Source organism: Streptomyces sp. WM6378, from assembly GCF_001279695.1.
Lineage (GTDB): Bacteria > Actinomycetota > Actinomycetes > Streptomycetales > Streptomycetaceae > Streptomyces.
In genome coordinates, this window is the sequence record NZ_LGDD01000327.1 from 27,474 (window position 1) to 44,802 (window position 17,329).

Sequence of the window (17,329 nt, forward strand, 5' to 3'; positions counted from 1 at the left end):
CGTACGCACGGAAAGGCCGCCGTCGTGCACCTCGCCCCGACCGAGCGCCAGCAGCGGCTGCGCGCCGAACTCCGCACGTACTTCGCCCGCTTGATGCCCGACGGGCCGCCGCTCGGGGCGGGCCCGGACGAGCAGCGAGCGCTGCTGCGCCGGATCGGCGCCGACGGGCTGCTGGGCCTCGGCTGGCCCGTCGAGTACGGCGGCCAGGGGCGCGGCCCCGACGAGCAGTTCGTCTTCTTCGACGAGGCCTACCGGGCGGGCGCACCCGTCTCGATGGTCACCCTGAACACGGTCGGCCCGACCCTGATGAAGTACGGGACCGCCGAGCAGAAGGCGTACTTCCTGCCCAGGATCCTCAGCGGCGACCTCGTGTTCGCCATCGGCTACAGCGAACCGGAGGCCGGCACCGACCTCGCCTCGCTGCGGACCAGGGCGGTGAGGGACGAGGAATCCTGGGTGGTGGACGGGCAGAAGATCTTCACCTCCAACGCGCAGAACGCCGACTGGATCTGGCTCGCCTGCCGCACGGACCTCAACGCGCCCAAGCACAAAGGGATTTCGATCATCCTGGTGCCGACCGGCGCACCCGGCTTCTCGTGGACCCCGATCGAGACGGTCGGCGGCCTGACCACCACGGCGACGTACTACGACGGCATCCGGGTGCCGCTGGGAAACCTGGTCGGCGAGGAGAACGCGGGCTGGGGGCTGATCACCAATCAGCTCAACCACGAGCGGGTCGCGCTGGCCGCGATCGGCATGCAGGCCGAGGACTTCTACGACGCGGCGCTCGCGTATGCGTGTACGCCCGATCCGGTGACTTCGCGGCGCCCGGTTGACCACGGATGGGTGAAGGCGAAGGTGGCCGCCACGCATGCCCGGCTGGCGGTGAATCGCCTGCTCAGCTGGCGTTTGGTGGGCGATGTGGGGGCCGGGATCCTCGCGCCCGGAGACGCCAGCGGCGTGAAGTTCACGGGAACGGAGTCCGCGGTCGAAACGTATCGAATGTGTCGGGAAATCGTGGGGGACGCGGGCCTGATCAGGGGAGGTTCGCCCGGCGCCTTCGGGGACGGGGAGCTGGAGCGGATGAACCGGGCGGCACAGATCAACACGTTCGGGGGCGGGGTGAGCGAGGTGCAGCGGGAGATCGTCGCGACGATGCGGCTCGGGATGAAACGGGGGAAGAGGTGAGCGGGGTGAACGAGGCGGATTTCCTTGGCCGGTTGAAGAAGTTCGAGGGGCAGCCGGCGGCGACCGCGGGGGTCGGCAAGGACCTCGTCAACGAGCCGATGATCAGGCACTGGTGCGAGGCGATGGGCGACAGCCATGCCGCGTATACGGGGCCGGACGCGATAGCGCCGCCGACCATGCTCCAGGCGTGGACGATGGGCGGCCTCTCCGGGCACGGCGACGGCACGGGCCGCACCTCCGGCTACGACGAGCTGTTCGAGCTGCTCGACGGCGCCGGATTCACCTCGGTGGTGGCGACGGACTGCGAGCAGGAGTACGTCCGTGACCTGCGGCCGGGCGACCGCATCACGTACGACGCGGTGATCGAGACAGTGTCGGAGCGCAAGACCACCAAGCTGGGGACGGGGCACTTCGTCACCACGCGGATGGACGTCTCGGCGGACGGCGAGCTCGCGGGCACACATCGTTTCCGCATTCTCAAGTACGCGCCTGTGCAACGGAGTTCGCGTCCTCCTGAGGAGGGGCTCGCCCGGGCTGAGGGGAGGGAGGCGGGTGAGGCGCCTTCGCGAGCCATGCGCCCCAGGCCGGTCATCAACCGGGACAACGCCGGGTTCTGGGCGGGCGTCGCCGAGCACCGGCTGCTGATCCAGCGCTGCGAGGACTGTGCGGAGCCGCGTTTCCCCTGGCTGCCGGGGTGCAACGCCTGCGGGTCGCAGCGATGGGACACGGTCGAGTCGAGCGGCAGCGGGACCGTCTTCTCGTACGTCGTGATGCACCATCCGCCCTTCCCCGCCTTCGACCCGCCCTATGCGGTGGGCCTGGTCGAGCTCGCGGAGGGCGTGCGGATCATCAGCAACGTGGTCGGGGTGGCGCCGGACGAGGTGCGGATCGGAATGCCGGTGCGGCTCGAATTCCTGCGGGTGGACGACGAGTTGGAGCTCCCCGTGTTCCGGGCGGAGGCGGCCTGATGGACTTCACGCCCACCGAGGAGCAGTCGGCCGTCTCGGAGCTCGCCGGGCAGATCTTCGGCGACCTCTCGACGCACGAGCGGCTCGCCGCGGCCGGTACGGGCACCGACGCCGAGCTGTGGAAGGCGCTGTGTGGGACCGGCCTCGTGGCGGCCGTCGAGGAGGTCGGCCTCCTCGGCCTGGTCCTCGCCCTGGAGGAGCAGGGCAGGACGACCGCGCAGGTGCCGTTCGCGGCGAGCTGTGTCTACGGAGTGCTCGCGCTCACGGCGCACGGCACGGCCGAACAGCGCGACCGGCTGCTGCCCGCCCTGCGTGAGGGCAGCGCGGTGGCGACCGGAGCGTTCCCCGCGTCGGCCGGCCGCGTACGGGCAACGACAGCTGGCGAGTTGACCGGGGCCGTGCCGCTCGTGCCGTGGCTGCGGGACGCCACCCATGTGCTGGTCCCTGACGCGGAACGCGGCCTGTGGCTGGTGCGGGTCGCCGACGCGGGGGCCGAGCCGGTGGAGACGACCGCACCCTGGGCGGCCGGGCGGCTCACGCTCGACGGCACCCCGGCCGAGCGGGTGGGCGGGGCGGAGGCGTACGAGGACGTGCTGGCCACCGCGCGGACGGCGTTCGCCGGGCTACAGGCCGGTGTGTGCGCGGGCTCGCTGGCCAGGGCGGTCCGGCACACCACGACCCGGGAGCAGTTCGGGCGCCCGCTCTCCACCAATCAGGGCGTGCTGCTGCGCGCGGCCGACGCGTACATGGACACCGAGGCGATACGGGTCACCTCCTACGAGGCGGCCTGGCGGCGGGACGAGGGGCTGCCGTACGGGACGCATGCGCTGACGGCGGCCTGGTGGGCGTCCGAGGCGGGTACCCGAGTCGTGCACGCGGGCCAGCATCTGCACGGCGGCCTCGGCGCGGACCTGGAACACCCCGTCCACCGGCACTTCCTGTGGGGGCGGCAGCTCGATGCGTATCTGGGGTGCGGGGGTGAACTCCTAGCGGAATTGGGTGAGTTGATCGTGAGGGAGAGGCTGGCGGAGACGTCCGCGGGACGCCCGTCGGTGGGGGGGATCCGACATCGGAGAGGGGGTGGGGGCGTGAAGGCCGGAGACGAGCTGGCGCCGCTGGAGATCCCGATCACCCGGACGCTGATCGTGGCCGGGGCGGTGGCCTCCCGCGACTACCAGGACGTGCACCACGACGCGGAGATCGCGCGTGAGAAGGGGTCCCCGGACATCTTCATGAACATCCTGACCACCAACGGCCTGGTCGGCCGGTACATCACCGACCACTTCGGGCCGGCGGCCAGGCTGCGGTCGGTGAGGATACGACTCGGTGCGCCCAACTACCCGGGGGACACCATGACGTTGACCGGCACGGTGACGGCCGTGGCGGGGGAGGTCGCGGAGGTGCGGGTGATCGGGGCGAACGGGCTGGGCCATCACGTCACCGGCACGGTGCGGGTGGCTGTCCCCGAGCCTTCCGGGCCCGCTGGGCGCGCTGAGGCCGCTGGAGCTGCCGGGACCCGTGGGACGCCCGGGGGCACCGCGCAGGCCGCGCATGCCGCTTGTTCCGGGGGTGAGTCATGAGCGTGCGCAAGGCCGACTCGCTCGGCGGGCGGGCGGCCATCGTGGGGATCGGGGCGACCGAGTTCTCCAAGGACTCGGGGCGCAGTGAGCTGAAGCTGGCGGTCGAGGCGGTGCACGCGGCGCTCGACGACGCGGGTCTCGCGCCCTCGGACGTCGACGGTCTGGTCACGTTCACCATGGACACCAGCCCGGAGATCACCGTCGCGCAGGCGGCAGGCATGGGCGAGCTGTCGTTCTTCTCGCGCGTCCACTACGGGGGCGGCGCGGCCTGCGCCACCGTGCAGCAGGCGGCCCTCGCGGTCGCGGCCAGGGTGGCCGAAGTGGTCGTCTGCTACCGGGCGTTCAACGAGCGGTCGGGCCGGCGCTTCGGCTCGGGGGTGCAGCAGCGGGAGCCGTCGGCGGAGGGGGCGGCGCTGGGCTGGTCGCTGCCGTTCGGGCTGCTCACACCCGCGTCCTGGGTCGCCATGGCCGCCCAGCGCTATCTGCACACCTACAACCTGACGCCCGAGGCGTTCGGCCACGTCGCGGTCACCGATCGCCGCCATGCCGCGAACAACCCGGCGGCGTACTTCCACGGCCAGCCGATCACCCTGGCCGACCATGCGGCGTCGCGGTGGATCGTCGAGCCGCTGCGGCTCCTGGACTGCTGCCAGGAGACCGACGGCGGTCAGGCCGTCGTCGTCACCACCGCCGAGCGGGCCAGGGACCTGCGGCAGCGGCCCGCCGTGATCACCGCGGCCGCGCAGGGCGCCGGCCGCCGACAGGAGGCGATGACCAGCTTCTACCGGGACGAACTGGCCGGGCTGCCGGAGATGGGGGTGGTCGCGCGACAGCTGTGGCGGACGTCCGGGCTCACCCCCGCCGAGATGGATGTGGCGATCCTGTACGACCACTTCACGCCATTCGTGCTGATGCAGCTGGAGGAGTTCGGTTTCTGCACACCGGGTGAGGCGGCCGACTTCGTGGCGGCGGACGGGGTGCCGCTCAACACGCACGGGGGGCAGCTGGGTGAGGCGTATCTGCACGGGATGAACGGCATAGCGGAGGCGGTCCGCCAGCTGCGGGGCACGTCGGTGAACCAGATACCAGGCGCGGCCCACGTCCTGGTCACGGCGGGTACGGGCGTCCCCACGTCGGGGCTCGTTCTGGGGAGGGAGGGCTGAGAGCCCGTCAGGGGGTGAGTGGCGTCGCCTGAAGGTACGTCAGGGGCTCATGCGCGTCGCACGGGTTGGCGCGAGCGCCGGTCCGTCGCAGGACGACCGAACTGGCCCGGCCGACTGATCCTGTGCTCGGACGGCGGAGGCGGCGGGCCGAGCGGTGGCCGGTTCGGGCGGGCGGTCGTTCACTCGGGCCATGCGCCGTCTCACGCTGACCCTCGCCACTTGCGCCACCACGCTGCTCACCCTCGCCACTCTGCTGGTCCCCTCCGCGGTCGCGGACGAGGGCCAGGACGAGGGGCAGGACGAGCAGGCGGCGGTGGCCGCCACGCCCTTCAAGGGCGCCGCCTTCGACCTCTGCAACACGCCCTCACTGGCCGCGATGCGGGCCTGGCGGAGTTCGCCGTACCGCGCCGTCGGCATCTACTACGCGGGCCGTGGCCGGCACTGCCCGGTGCAGCGGAACCTGAACAAGAGCTGGGTGACCCAGGTGCACCGGATGGGCTGGCAGGTGCTGCCCGTGTTCGTGGGCTCGCAGTCCCCGTGCGTGTACGCGCAGAACAAGAAGGGAGTACGGATCGGCAGCAAGCCCGCGAAGCAGGGCAGGTCCGAGGGAGGCCAGGCCGTCCAGGCGGCGCGGGCGCTCGGCATCGTGGCCGGCAGCGCGCTCTACCTCGACCTGGAGGCGTACAACGTGGGCAACGCGTCGTGCGCCCGGACCACGCTCGACTTCGTGCGGGCCTGGAACCGGGAGGTGCGCGGGCGCGGGTACCTGCCGGGGTTCTACAGCAGCGCCGGTTCCGGCGTACGGCAGATGGAGCAGGCCAGGCTGGCGGGGGTGAAGGACCTTCCGGCGGCGATCTGGTTCGCCCGCTGGCACACCGGCCCCGAGCTGTACCAGGAGCCGTCGCTGGGCAAGAACGCCTGGCAGCACCTGCGCATCCACCAGTACGCCGGGGACGCCGCCGAGTCGCACGGCGGATACCGGCTGGTCGTGGACCGCAACCAGGTCGACGCGCCGGTCGCCCGCATCGGCTGAAAGAGGTCGGGAGAGCTCTCCGTCTTGGCTGAACCGGGGGTCGGGGAGTCTTCCGCGGTCGCTGGACCGGAGGGGCCCTGCCACCTTCACAGGCGTCGGACCGGAGGGTGAACCCTGAGGGCCGGGGATGCGTCCTCCACCTTCAGGAGGTGTGGCCACCCCCACCCCTACAACCTGAGGCGGACACCGCTTCGGGACCTGGGGCCGATCCCGGCGGGCCTCGGCGCTCATAGCGTGGAGTCATGACAACGCCCGTCTGCACCAGCGCCTCCCGAGCGGCGACGCCCTACCACGCGTACTCGTCGTTCTCGTCGTACGTCCGCGCCAGGGGCCCCGTGCTGCTGCGCACCGCGCGCTCGCTGACCGCGAACCCGAGCGATGCGGAGGACCTGCTGCAGACGGCGCTCACCAAGACGTACGTCGCCTGGGACCGGATCGAGGACCACCGGGCGCTCGACGGCTATGTGCGCCGCGCGCTGCTCAACACCCGCACCTCGCAGTGGCGCAAGCGCAAGGTCGACGAGTTCTCCTGCGACGAGCTGCCCGAGCCGGAGGTCGTGCCCGGCCCCGACCCGGCCGACCAGCAGGTGCTGCACGACGCGATGTGGCGGGCGGTCATGAAGCTCCCCGACCGTCAGCGGGCCATGGTCGTCCTCAGGTATTACGAGGACCTGAGCGAGGCGCAGACCGCCGAGGTGCTCGGGGTCTCGGTCGGCACGGTCAAGAGCGCGGTGTCGCGGGCCCTCGGCAAACTCCGCGAGGACCCGGAGCTGGAGCCCATACGGTGACGTGGTCAGCACCGCTCATTTGGTGACACGGGGTGACGGCCTCGGCCACGGAACGAGCGCCCGGCCCAGGTTTCTGCAGGTAACTTCGCGGAACCACGGCTGAAACTACTCCCGGGTAGTGACATACCGCGCGGTACGTGAGCAGAATTCGGCACACCCCTATCGCCGCAGAGCGCACCGTAGCGCTCACCGGGAGGACGCCGTGCTGAGCACCATGCAGGACGTACCGCTGCTGATCTCGCGGATCCTGACCCACGGGTCGACGATCCACGGCAAGTCCCAGGTCACGACCTGGACCGGCGAGGCCGAACCGCACCGCCGCAGCTTCGCCGAGATCGGTGCCCGGGCCGCTCAGCTGGCACACGCCCTGCGCGAGCTCGGCGTCGAGGACGGCCAGGCGGCCGGCACCCTGATGTGGAACAACGCCGAGCACGTCGAGGCGTACCTGGCGATCCCGTCCATGGGCGCCGTGCTGCACACCCTCAACCTGCGGCTGCCCGCCGAGCAGTTGATCTGGATCGTCAATCACGCCGCCGACCGCGTGGTGATCGTCAACGGTTCACTGCTGCCGCTGCTCGCCCCGCTGCTGCCGCACCTGCCGACGCTGGAGCACCTCGTCGTCACCGGTCCCGGGGACCGTTCGCTGCTCGATGACATCGACGGTGCGGGCCCGCAGGTGCACGAGTACGAGGAGCTGCTCGCCGGGCGGCCGACGACGTACGACTGGCCGCGGCTGGACGAGCGCAGCGCCGCCGCCATGTGCTACACCTCCGGCACGACCGGCGACCCCAAGGGCGTGGTCTACTCCCACCGTTCGATCTACCTGCACTCCATGCAGGTCAACATGGCCGAGTCGATGGGGCTCACCGACTCGGACACGACGCTGGTCGTGGTGCCGCAGTTCCATGTGAACGCCTGGGGCCTGCCGCACGCCACCTTCATGGCCGGCGTGAGCATGCTCATGCCCGACCGGTTCCTGCAGCCCGCGCCGCTCGCCGACATGATCGAGCGCGAGAAGCCGACGCACGCGGCCGCCGTCCCCACCATCTGGCAGGGCCTGCTCGCCGAGGTCACCGCCCGCCCCCGCGATCTCACCTCGATGCGGAACGTCACGATCGGCGGCGCGGCCTGTCCGCCCTCGCTGATGGAGGCGTACGACAAGATCGGTGTGCGGCTCTGCCACGCCTGGGGCATGACGGAGACCTCGCCGCTCGGCACGATGTCCAACCCGCCGGCCGGGCTCGGCGCCGAGGAGGAGTGGCCGTACCGCATCACCCAGGGCCGCTTCCCCGCCGGGGTCGAGGCGCGGCTCGCCGGACCCGGCGGCGAATTCCTGCCCTGGGACGGGGAGTCGGCGGGCGAGCTGGAGGTGCGCGGCCCGTGGATCGCGGGCGCGTACTTCGGCGGCGTGGGCGGCGAGGACTTCCGCCCGGACGACAAGTTCAGCCCGGACGGCTGGCTGCGGACCGGGGACGTCGGCGTGATCAGCCCCGACGGCTACCTGACCCTCACCGACCGTGCCAAGGACGTCATCAAGTCCGGCGGCGAGTGGATCTCCAGCCAGGAGCTGGAGAACGCGCTGATGGCGCACCCCGAGGTCGCCGAGGCGGCGGTCGTCGCCGTCCCGGACGACAAATGGGGCGAACGCCCGCTCGCCACGGTCGTGTTGAAGCCCGGCGCCACCGCCGACTACGCCGCGCTGAAGGCGTTCCTCGCCGAGAAGATCGCCAAGTGGCAGCTCCCGGAGCGCTGGGCCCTGATCGAGGCGGTGCCGAAGACGAGCGTGGGCAAGTTCGACAAGAAGGTGATCCGCAGGCAGTACGCGGACGGGGAGCTGGACGTGACGGAGCTGCGGTAGACGCTCCGCCGGGGTGCGGGTTGTTCGGCTGCGGGCGGCCCACGACGGCCCGCAGCCGAACAACTGCAGCGCCGTGAGTGCTAGTTCGTGCCGATCTTCGCCAGAAGGTCCACGATGCGGCCCTGAACCTCACCGCTGGTGGACCGCTCCGCGAGGAACAGGACCGTCTCGCCCGACGAGAGCTTCGGGAGCTCCGCCTGGTTGATGCCGACCGAGGTGTAGACGACCAGCGGGGTGTGGTTCAACTGCCCGTTGGCGCGCAGCCAGTCCACGATTCCGGCCCGTCGGCGGCGTACCTGCATGAGGTCCATCACGACCAGGTTCGGCCGCATCTGGGCGGCCAGGGTGACCGCCTCGGAGTCGGTGCCGGCGCGGGCGACCTGCATGCCGCGCCGCTCAAGCGTCGCGGTGAGCGCGAGCGCGATCTCCTCGTGCTCCTCGATCAGCAGGACGCGGGACGGGTGCTGCTCGCTGTCGCGCGGCGCGAGGGCCTTGAGCAGGACGGCCGGGTCGGCGCCGTACGCCGCCTCCCGCGTCGCCTGCCCGAGCCCCGCCGTGACCAGGACGGGAACCTCGGCGGCGACCGCTGCCTGCCGCAGTGACTGGAGCGCGGTACGGGTGATCGGGCCGGTCAGCGGGTCGACGAACAGTGCGGCGGGGAACGCGGCGATCTGCGCGTCGACCTCCTCGCGGGAGTGCACGACCACGGGCCGGTAGCCGCGCTCGCTCAGCGCCTGCTGGGTGGAGACGTCGGGCGCGGGCCACACGAGCAGCCGGCGCGGGTTGTCGAGCGGCTCGGGGGGCAGCTCGTCGTCGACGGGCTGCGGCTGCGGCCGGTTGGCCACCTCGACGGCGCCGCCGGGCCCGTCCAGCGGCTCGGGTCCCTCGGCACCCTCGTCGGGCGCCCCGATGGCGTACGCGCGGCCCCGGCCCTCCGAGGGAGGCGAGGGGAGTACGGGATGCGGCCGGGCGGCCGGTTCGGCGGGGCGCTCGACGCCCTCGGGAGGCGTGCCGAGCTTGCGCCGGCGCCCGGAACCGAGCGAGCCGCCGGAGGTCTGGCCCGACGTCTGGCCCGACGTCTGGCCCGACGTCTGGGCCGACGTCTGGGCCGATGCCGGGGCCTGTGTCTGGCTGAACGGCGCATTCTGCCCGAGCGCCCGCACACTGAACGCCCGTCCTTGTGTGTCCCCGCCGACGACCGGGATGCCTCCGGGCGGAGTCTCGGCGGGCAGCGGCTGCCGAGCGGGCCTGGCGGGCGCGGACTTGGGCGCCGGCTGGTTCTGCGGCTGGTCGGCCTGGGCCTGGTCGGCCTGGGCCTGGTTCTGGTTCTGCGGCGGTACGGGACCTGCCGCGCCCGGCACCGGAACCGCGCGGGCCGCCCATTCGGGCTGCTCGGCGGGGTGCGGCTGAGGCGGGGTGTGATCCGCCACGGGGTCGCCGGGGGCGGGGTTGTTCCGGGTGGCGGTGTTCGAACCCTGCCCGGCGGGAGTGGGGTGCGCCCCTGTGGACCCGGCGGCACCTGTGGGCCCAGCACCCATGGGGTCGGCACCCATAGGGCCGGCACCCATAGCCCGAGCTCCCGTGGGCTCAACACCCATGGCCCCAGCGCCTACAGGCCCGGCACCCATGTGCTCGGCCAACCCCATGTGCCCGGCACCCACGTTCCCCGCCCCTACCTGCCCGGCCTCCTCCACAGTCCGTGCGGAACCGGCAGAAGGTACGGAGCCGAGCCGCCCCTGTGCCGCAGCGTCCGCCGCAGTATCCGGGGTCGGGATCGAGGTCGGGCTCGGGGACACGGGAGCCGGACGCGGCGCCCGGTCGGCATCGGCGGGCGGCAGCGCGAACGCGGTCCGCACCGAGCCCTCCTGTCCGTTCGCGGCGCTGCCCCCGGCCGGCGCGGCACCCAGGGCGCGGCGGGCCCGGCGCCCCGTCGGCTCGGCGGCGTTCTCGGCGGGGCCGGAGGAAGGGGCGGCCGGTGCCTCGCTGGAGGCAGGCGCGGGCAGCGCACGGCGGGCCCGGCGACCCGTGGCCTCGGTGGGCACCCCCTGCGGCGGCACGGTCTCGCCCAGCGCGGCCCGGCCCATGCCGGACGACTCGCGGGCGCTCTCCGCACCGGTGACGACGGAACCTTCAGCGGCCTGCCCCAAGGGCTGTCCGGCTGCGCGCCCGACGGCCTGCTCAGCGGGGCTGGGCCGCCCACGACGCCGACCGGACCCGGAGGGGCCCGCGGCCGCGCCCCCGGAACCGGAAGCACTCGCGCGTACGCCCGCACCCTCGGCGGACTCGGTGAGCCCACCGGTCCCGGTGTTCTGCTGACCCGGAATCCGGGCTCGTTCCCCGTCGGGGCCGTCGCCCTCCCCAGCACCGTCCGAACCAGAACCGGCAGGGGAACCGTCACCAGACCTGGACCCCGACCCGGACCCGGGCTCGGAACCGACGCCGGCCCGAGCCCGCCGCCGACCGGTCGGGGACTTCTCCTCGCTGACCGGGCTCTCCAGGAACGCGTCCGTGGACGCCCGCCGGGCCCGCCTGCGCCCGCCGCCGTCCTGCTGGGCGGGCAGCAGCGCCTCGTCGGGCTGCGGGGCCGCGGGTGCCTCGACCGTCCCGGCGCCCGCGCCGAGCGGCACTTCGAGCACGTACGCCGAACCGCTCATGCCCGGCACGTCCACGGTCTGCAGGACGCCGCCGTGCGCCTTCACGATGCCGCGCACGATGGGCCCGTGCACGGGGTCGCCCCCCGCGTAGGGCCCGCGCACCTCGATGCGTACGACCTCGCCGCGCACCGCGGCCGCGACGACCACGGTGGAGTCCATGTAGCCACCGGCGGCGACCGGCGCCTTGCCGGTCGCGTCGACGCCGGCGACGTCCGCGATCAGGTGGGCCAGCGCGGTCGCCAGGCGGGGCGCGTCGACCTCGGCCTCGATGGGCGGAGTGTGCACGGCGAACTGGGCGCGCCCCGGCCCGATCAGCTCGACGGCGCCGTCGACGCCGGCGCCGACCACCGAATCGACAAGGACCTTGGCCTTCTTGAGCTCTTCGCTGCCCGCGTCGAGGCGCTGGTAGCCGAGGACGTTGTCGACGAGCGTGGTGATGCGGGAGTAGCCGGCGGCGAGGTGGTGCAGGACCTGGTTGGCCTCGGGCCACAGCTGGCCCGCGTCGTCGGCGGCGAGCGCGGAGAGTTCGGCGCGCAGTTCGTCGATCGGCCCGCGCAGCGAACCGGCGAGCACCGAGAGCAGCTGCTGGTGCCGGGCGGCGAGCGCGTCGTAGCGCGCGGTCTCCCGCTCAAGGACCGCGGCGTGCTTGGCGGCCTGCTCCTCGTACGGGCGCCGGTCGGTGAAGGTCATGACGGCGCCGACGAGCAGGTCGCCGTCGCGCACCGGTGCGGTGGTCAGGTCGACCGGAACCTGGGTGCCGTTCTTGGTCCAGATGACCTGCCCGCGCACCCGGTGCTTGCGCCCGGACTTGAGGGTGTCGGCGAGCGGGCTGCCCTCGTACGGGAACGGCTCGCCGTCCTCGCGCGAGTGCAGCACCAGCGGGTGGAGTTCCTGCCCGCCGAGGTCGCTGGCCCGGTAGCCGAGGATCTGCGCGGCCGCGGGGTTGACCAGGACGACCCGCCCGTCGGTGTCGGTCCCGACCACGCCCTCGGCCGCGGCCCGCAGGATCATCTCGGTCTGCCGCTGCGAACGGGCCAGCTCCGCCTCGGTGTCGACGGTGCCCGAAAGGTCCCGTACGACCAGCATGAGGAGTTCGTCGCCCGAGTACGAGCCGGGCCCGCCGCCGCTTCCGTAGGAGGCGTACGCGTCCCGGCCGTCCTCCAGGTTGGCGCTGGTCACCTCGACCGGGAACTCGGTGCCGTCGGTGCGGCGCGCGATCATCCGGGTCGGCTTGGTGCGGCCCTGGTCGTCCTCGCTCTCGGGCCGGCGCATGGAGCCGGGGATGAGCTTGGAGTCGAAAGTGGGCAGCAGATCGAGAACTCCCCGCCCCACGAGCCCCGTACCGGGCGCCTCCAGCATTCCCAGCGCGACGGTGTTGGCGTTGACGACCGTGCCGTTGCAGTTGACGAGCAGTAGCCCGTCCGGAAGGGCGTCAAGTATGGCTGCGAGGCGAGCAGCGCCTCGGGATGGCCTGCTGCTCACGACGACGCTTCCTCCCTGAACCACTGCACCTTGCGGCCTGTCACTGGGAGGGAGTCTAAAGGCTGGCGATGCGCGAGCGACGGCGGATGAGGGGGAGCTCTCACCAAGGTTGTGTGACCAAGGGGTACGCGCGGTGGGCGTACGGGGTCCCCTACCTGGCGCTCGGCAGCACCGGCACCAGGTTGTCCCACCGCGAGATCTCGCACCCATTGGCACGGCTGTACGTCGCGTCCACGGGCCGCCCGGCCCAGCTGCCGGTGACGTGCGCGGTGGCGGGACCGCCGTAGAGCATCGTGCAGATCCGGTCCTTGGGCACCGGCGCGAAGAGGTCCTTGCCCCAGGTCGTCACGGAGTCGAGTTTGTCGCAGGCCTGCTGGCTCCGCGGATGACTCCCGCCGGCGGGGTGGCACTCAAGCGTGTACTTCCCCTCGACACCGGGGTCGTGTTCGACGGTGACGGTGAGCCGGTCCTCGGTGTGGCCGTCGCCGAGCAGTGACAGCGGGACCGGCAGGGGCCCGGCGGAGGCGGCGGGCGCGGCGGCGAGCGCGGTGAGGGAAGCGGCGGCGGTGATGGCGAGGCGGCGCAGCATGGGTCTCGTATCTCCAGGCGTATGGGCGGACTTTCGGCGGACGGTTCGGTCCCCCGGGGGGTCTCCTGAGGCTCCCTGAAGGCTCCAGGGGTCTAACGCGCGTCAACGCCCGGCGTTGCGCCGCAGAACGGCTTTGCTCTGGTGCCCACCTGCCTAGTACCGTGGGGTGCGATTGGTGACGGCCCGCAAGGCTGTGTCATCATCTGCACGCACCACTCGCGCACGCGACGGTGTGCTGGAGGCGTCGCCTAGTCCGGTCTATGGCGCCGCACTGCTAATGCGGTTTGGGTCTTAAAGCCCATCGAGGGTTCAAATCCCTCCGCCTCCGCCAGCAACACCCGAAGCCCCGGCCCCACGGCCGGGGCTTCGGCCGTTGTCCGAGCCTGCCGCCCGCCCCTGCGCCCGACGCGCACCCCGGGCCACTCTTGGCCCCGTACGTCTGCGCCCGGTGGATCTCGCTCCCACCCCTGACCCTTCGCCGGGCCGCCCCCGACTCTCGCGCAGGACTCGCACCCTTCGGCCTGCCGGCCACCCGTGCTCCGAGTGCGCCCCCCGCCCACGGCCGGCCGCCCGGCCGTTCTCCGCCACTCCTCCGCCACGGAGGCCCCGTTCTGGGCCCGCCCCCGCCCCGCGCCCGACCTCGCCCGGCACCCCGGGATTGCTCACGCAGAGGCATTTCCGCAGGTCAGAGGCGGTAGGGCTAATGGATTTCGCGTCACGGCGCAGGTCATGTAATGTTGTTCTCGCAACGCCGACGGGGCAGAAAAAACCCCGGAAGCACAAGCACTCGTAGCTTAACGGATAGAGCATCTGACTACGGATCAGAAGGTTGCAGGTTCGAATCCTGCCGAGTGCACAGCAGGCCAGAGGCCCCGTCGAGAGATCGACGGGGCCTCTGGTGTTTCTCCTGACGGCGGTCGTTGACGGCAACCGCCCTGGCGTGTGGATCAGACGGCTATCGGGACACCGGCCGAGCCGTCGTCGTCCTCGCCGCTGTCGCCGTCACCCCTGAGCGCGTCATCTACGCGGTCGATGGCCGTGCGTTGCGAGTCGAGCCGCACGAAGGTGTAGATGTCCATCGTGACGCGGATCGAGCTGTGCCCGAGGACTTCCATGATCATGCGGGCGTCGGCCCCCTGCTCGTGGAGCAGGGACGCGCAGGTGTGCCGCAGGTCGTGAAAGCGGACCTTGCGGACGCCAGCGCGGACACACAGCACCTCGAAGGAACGGTTCAGGTTGCGCGGCTCGATGGGCGTCCCGTTCTTCGTGGTGAAGACGAGGTCGTGTCCCGTGCCCTTCCACTTGTCGCCCGCCCCCTTCTTGTCCGTGATCTGCTGGGCGCGCTGGGCGCGGAGCGCCGTCACGCACTCGGGCGGCAGGGCCACGCGACGTGCAGATCGCTGTGTCTTGGGCGGGACGATCAGGAGTTCGCCGCTGACGCGCTGGAGCGCCTGCCGGACGGTGAGAACTCCTTCGTGCAGGTCCACGTCCTACCAGCGCAGGCCCAGCACCTCACCGCGCCGCAAACCGATCCGAACAGCGAGTTCGTACGCGGCCCAGAGGCGGTTTTCACGGGCCGCCGCCAAGAGCTGGCGCCCCTCCACCACAGTCAGCGGCTCGATCTCGCGCTTGGTGCCGTGGCCGGGGCTGGCCCTTGGTTCAATTGCCGGCTTCCGGGTTGTACCACTGGAGTGCTTGGCCGGTGACTGCGGCGATGCACACGAAGACGCGGTCGCGGTTGACCAGTGTCAGTTCCTGCAACTCGGCCGTGGCGGCCACCACGAGTCGATGGTCTCGGTGCTGGGGTGCTGATCGGCGAGCGAATCGGCGGTGATCAGTCACCGGTATGGTCACATCAAGCGCACCGCCCCGGTGATCCTGATGAAGTCGTACTCGTCGACCTCCCGGGGTGTCATGGCGATGAGGTGGAACGGCGGGCGCATGTCTTCCCAGTGGTTCATCTTGCGCAGGGCCACCACTGCGGAGCGATCCTCGTAGATCAGCAGAATGTCCAGATCCGCAGGGCGTTCGGACCGTAGTGCCGAGCCGAATAGCCAAACCTCCAATGATGGCAAGGCACGCGCCGCCTCCGTCAGAAGTTTCAGGTGAGGCCAGCGGCTCAGGCCCACTTGGAGCCGAGACCGTCGAGAAAGTCCTCGAAGTGGACGAGGGGGATGCCCGCCCGGGCGGCAGCCTTTCGCGAGTCGGTGGAGAACCCCCGGCAATTCGGATTGGTGACGATAATCAGGTCAGGGTTAATTCCATCATGGCTCTCCAGAATGCTGTACAGCCGGTCCGCAGTAAACTCATAGTCGTTCGTCGTGACGACGGTAAGCGACCGGAGTTTCCTCCGCTGGATCTCGTACGCGTGGTACCCCTTGCGCTTGATGGACGTCACGGCTTCGTTGCGGATCAAACGGCGCCGTTCGTACTGCTCCTGGCTGTCGATGTGTTGAGCTACGTCCGGGTCATGGTGCAGGGCACTGACGAGTTCGCCGAAACCTGCCACGCAGACGCCGAGTTCCTCGGCTCGCTCGTACGCAGCATGTGTGATGGCCGTCGGCACCACGACGATGAAGCCGGTGCCAGGGACATCCGCGAGGGCGGCGTCGAGGTTTTCGACCCCGAACGTCTCCCCCTTAGCTAGTCCGACACACAGGACACGAGCGTTCGGGAGGTTGTCACGGGTGATCTCCAACTGTCGATCCGACAGTCTCGTTGCAGAGAAGCGACTCTCGGCCAGCTTTCTCTCGATCCAGCCTCGTACATCGTTCACGGCTCGTCCGTCCTCTCGTCCAGGAAGACATGTTGAATGGCTTCAGGGAAGCGCTCCGTACCGGTCGTGAAGTCGTCGAGGACATGCCGACTCTCAAACTGCTCAACGTGCAGACGATAGGCCGCCACGAGTCGTTGTTCCTCCGGTGTCAACAGGTTCCGGTTGGCGTCCAGCGCACGGAGGATCGTGCGGTTGTTGGGAACGATCGTGGACCGCGCATGGCGAAGCCAGAGGACTGAATCTCCCTGCTGGTACGGGTCACCTACCGGGCCGTACCTGGCATGAATCAAGGCGTTGTCATCCAGCGGGCGTTGGATCTGGGCCCGCGCTTCGGCACGGGTCTGAAACACCGGTGTGGCGACCGCGACCTGGATCTCGTTGACTCGAGCCTGCTTCCAGCCATACAGCATGTCGGCGGGGTAGGGGTCCGGAGCTTTGTCGATCGTCGTGTGGCAGTTGGCGCACAGCAAGATCAGGTTTTGGTGATGCGCACGGGCCTCGGCAGAGACCTCCGTCAGAGGTACTCCACGCGGGCCGGCGGGTGAAGCCGGGATGATGTGGGCGAGCTCGGCGAAATCTACGTCTAGATCATCGGGGAACAGATACGTCCGGCACTTGGGATTGCCGCAGTAGCCACCGGAGTCGCCCCAAAGGCGACGCCGGCTGTTCGCATCTGGGTTCACCCGGCACGAGGTATCTGCCATTGCTCCGTCCACGTCGATGGGATCATCCGAGCGGACGACAGCCTACGTGGCCGCCCCTACTGACTGAGGGGTGTTACTAACCCCGCTGAACATGATCTTGCCCATCGCATGGCTGGAGAGGCTCGTGCCGGACGAGTTATGGGAAGGGCGCGCAGAGGGTCTCCCACTCTCGAGTTGGACTAGACAACAAGCAAACCCAGGCCACTGACCTGGGCAGATTTGTAGGGCTGCGGCAGGAGTGAGGGCTTGGTGGCACCACTATTGACTGTGGCAGTCCTGTCTGAAGGGCACGAGGCCGCGAGGTAGAGGAGTGTTGTTGCTACGTCGCCTCTCCGGGCTTGGGGCTCGTCGAAGCGTACGTCGCGGCCCGCGGCCCGCAACGTCGGCGGCCTGGCAAGCTGCACGGTGACAAGGGCTACGACTATCGCCACCTACGACGATGGCTAATAGGACTCCGTTAAGTCTCAGGCGATCTTGTTGGTTTCCGTGGGCTAGGTAGCGGGCGGTGGCAGGTGGTGCAGATGCCGGTCCAGCACCTCAGTGTGT

12 protein-coding genes, 2 tRNA genes and 3 pseudogenes are annotated in these 17,329 nt (G+C 70.8%); 10 read left to right on the top strand and 7 right to left on the bottom strand.

From position 1 onward, the window contains the following. Positions 1-24 precede the first annotated feature (24 nt). From ADK54_RS35010 to ADK54_RS35040, 8 genes and pseudogenes are all read left to right on the top strand, one after another. A complete protein-coding gene (locus tag ADK54_RS35010) occupies positions 25-1,188 on the top strand; it encodes an acyl-CoA dehydrogenase family protein (RefSeq protein ID WP_053729827.1) in 1,164 nt (387 codons plus the stop codon). Beyond that, positions 1,185-2,156: a bifunctional MaoC family dehydratase N-terminal/OB-fold nucleic acid binding domain-containing protein gene (locus ADK54_RS35015; RefSeq protein ID WP_053729828.1), complete on the top strand. Its 972-nt coding sequence runs from the start codon at positions 1,185-1,187 to the stop codon at positions 2,154-2,156. The genes ADK54_RS35010 and ADK54_RS35015 overlap by 4 nt, the downstream gene beginning before the upstream one ends. Continuing rightward, a pseudogene (locus tag ADK54_RS35020) lies at positions 2,156-3,175 on the top strand (acyl-CoA dehydrogenase family protein); the annotation flags it as partial. The gene ADK54_RS35015 and the pseudogene ADK54_RS35020, both read left to right, overlap by 1 nt. Positions 3,176-3,244: 69 nt before the next feature. Continuing rightward, positions 3,245-3,622 (top strand): annotated as a pseudogene (locus ADK54_RS44165) (MaoC family dehydratase); the annotation flags it as partial. A 110-nt stretch (positions 3,623-3,732) separates the two neighbouring features. Next, positions 3,733-4,899: a lipid-transfer protein gene (locus ADK54_RS35025; protein ID WP_053729829.1), complete on the top strand. Its 1,167-nt coding sequence runs from the start codon at positions 3,733-3,735 to the stop codon at positions 4,897-4,899. A 190-nt stretch (positions 4,900-5,089) separates the two neighbouring features. Beyond that, positions 5,090-5,932, top strand: a complete 843-nt coding sequence (locus ADK54_RS35030; RefSeq protein WP_053729840.1) for a DUF1906 domain-containing protein — start codon at positions 5,090-5,092, stop codon at positions 5,930-5,932. A 242-nt stretch (positions 5,933-6,174) separates the two neighbouring features. Next, on the top strand, positions 6,175-6,720 hold the full coding sequence (locus ADK54_RS35035; protein ID WP_053729830.1) for a SigE family RNA polymerase sigma factor: 546 nt from the start codon (positions 6,175-6,177) through the stop codon (positions 6,718-6,720). A gap of 202 nt (positions 6,721-6,922) precedes the next feature. Then, on the top strand, positions 6,923-8,578 hold the full coding sequence (locus tag ADK54_RS35040; RefSeq protein ID WP_053729831.1) for a long-chain fatty acid--CoA ligase: 1,656 nt from the start codon (positions 6,923-6,925) through the stop codon (positions 8,576-8,578). Between the two features lie 80 nt (positions 8,579-8,658). On the opposite strand, the gene ADK54_RS35045 is transcribed toward ADK54_RS35040, so the two are convergent. After that, positions 8,659-12,714 carry a PAS domain-containing protein gene (locus ADK54_RS35045; protein WP_053729832.1) on the bottom strand — a complete coding sequence of 1,352 codons (4,056 nt, stop codon included), beginning with the start codon at positions 12,712-12,714 and terminating at the stop codon, positions 8,659-8,661. Between the two features lie 151 nt (positions 12,715-12,865). Continuing rightward, complete coding sequence (locus ADK54_RS35050) at positions 12,866-13,303, bottom strand: SSI family serine proteinase inhibitor (protein ID WP_053729833.1); 438 nt, start codon at positions 13,301-13,303, stop codon at positions 12,866-12,868. A gap of 237 nt (positions 13,304-13,540) precedes the next feature. Here ADK54_RS35050 and ADK54_RS35055 point away from each other — a divergent pair. Continuing rightward, positions 13,541-13,634, top strand: a tRNA-Ser gene (locus ADK54_RS35055). Positions 13,635-14,086: 452 nt separating this feature from the next. After that, positions 14,087-14,159, top strand: a tRNA-Arg gene (locus tag ADK54_RS35060). A gap of 91 nt (positions 14,160-14,250) precedes the next feature. Here the strand turns inward: ADK54_RS35060 and ADK54_RS35065 are convergent. From ADK54_RS35065 to ADK54_RS35080, 5 genes and pseudogenes are all read right to left on the bottom strand, one after another. After that, a complete protein-coding gene (locus tag ADK54_RS35065; protein WP_234392343.1) occupies positions 14,251-14,790 on the bottom strand; it encodes a site-specific integrase in 540 nt (179 codons plus the stop codon). Positions 14,791-14,962: 172 nt separating this feature from the next. Beyond that, positions 14,963-15,088, bottom strand: a pseudogene (locus ADK54_RS44170) (VapC toxin family PIN domain ribonuclease); the annotation flags it as partial. Between the two features lie 65 nt (positions 15,089-15,153). Further along, the gene (locus tag ADK54_RS35070; RefSeq protein WP_053729834.1) at positions 15,154-15,432 is read right to left on the bottom strand and encodes a hypothetical protein; all 279 of its coding nucleotides are present in this window, start codon (positions 15,430-15,432) and stop codon (positions 15,154-15,156) included. Continuing rightward, positions 15,423-16,079, bottom strand: coding sequence for a hypothetical protein (locus ADK54_RS35075; protein WP_159048003.1), 657 nt, complete (start codon positions 16,077-16,079; stop codon positions 15,423-15,425). Before ADK54_RS35075 ends, ADK54_RS35070 begins: the two co-directional genes overlap by 10 nt. Then, on the bottom strand, positions 16,076-16,783 hold the full coding sequence (locus tag ADK54_RS35080) for an HNH endonuclease (protein WP_159048004.1): 708 nt from the start codon (positions 16,781-16,783) through the stop codon (positions 16,076-16,078). Before ADK54_RS35080 ends, ADK54_RS35075 begins: the two co-directional genes overlap by 4 nt. Positions 16,784-17,329: the final 546 nt, after the last annotated feature.

Coding starts and splice junctions, on each gene's coding strand:
- ADK54_RS35025 (WP_053729829.1), top strand. CDS start 3,733: ATGAGCGTGCGCAAGGCCGACTCGCTCGGCGGGCGGGCGGCCATCGTG.
- ADK54_RS35030 (WP_053729840.1), top strand. CDS start 5,090: ATGCGCCGTCTCACGCTGACCCTCGCCACTTGCGCCACCACGCTGCTC.
- ADK54_RS35080 (WP_159048004.1), bottom strand. CDS start 16,783: ATGGCAGATACCTCGTGCCGGGTGAACCCAGATGCGAACAGCCGGCGT.
- ADK54_RS35035 (WP_053729830.1), top strand. CDS start 6,175: ATGACAACGCCCGTCTGCACCAGCGCCTCCCGAGCGGCGACGCCCTAC.
- ADK54_RS35050 (WP_053729833.1), bottom strand. CDS start 13,303: ATGCTGCGCCGCCTCGCCATCACCGCCGCCGCTTCCCTCACCGCGCTC.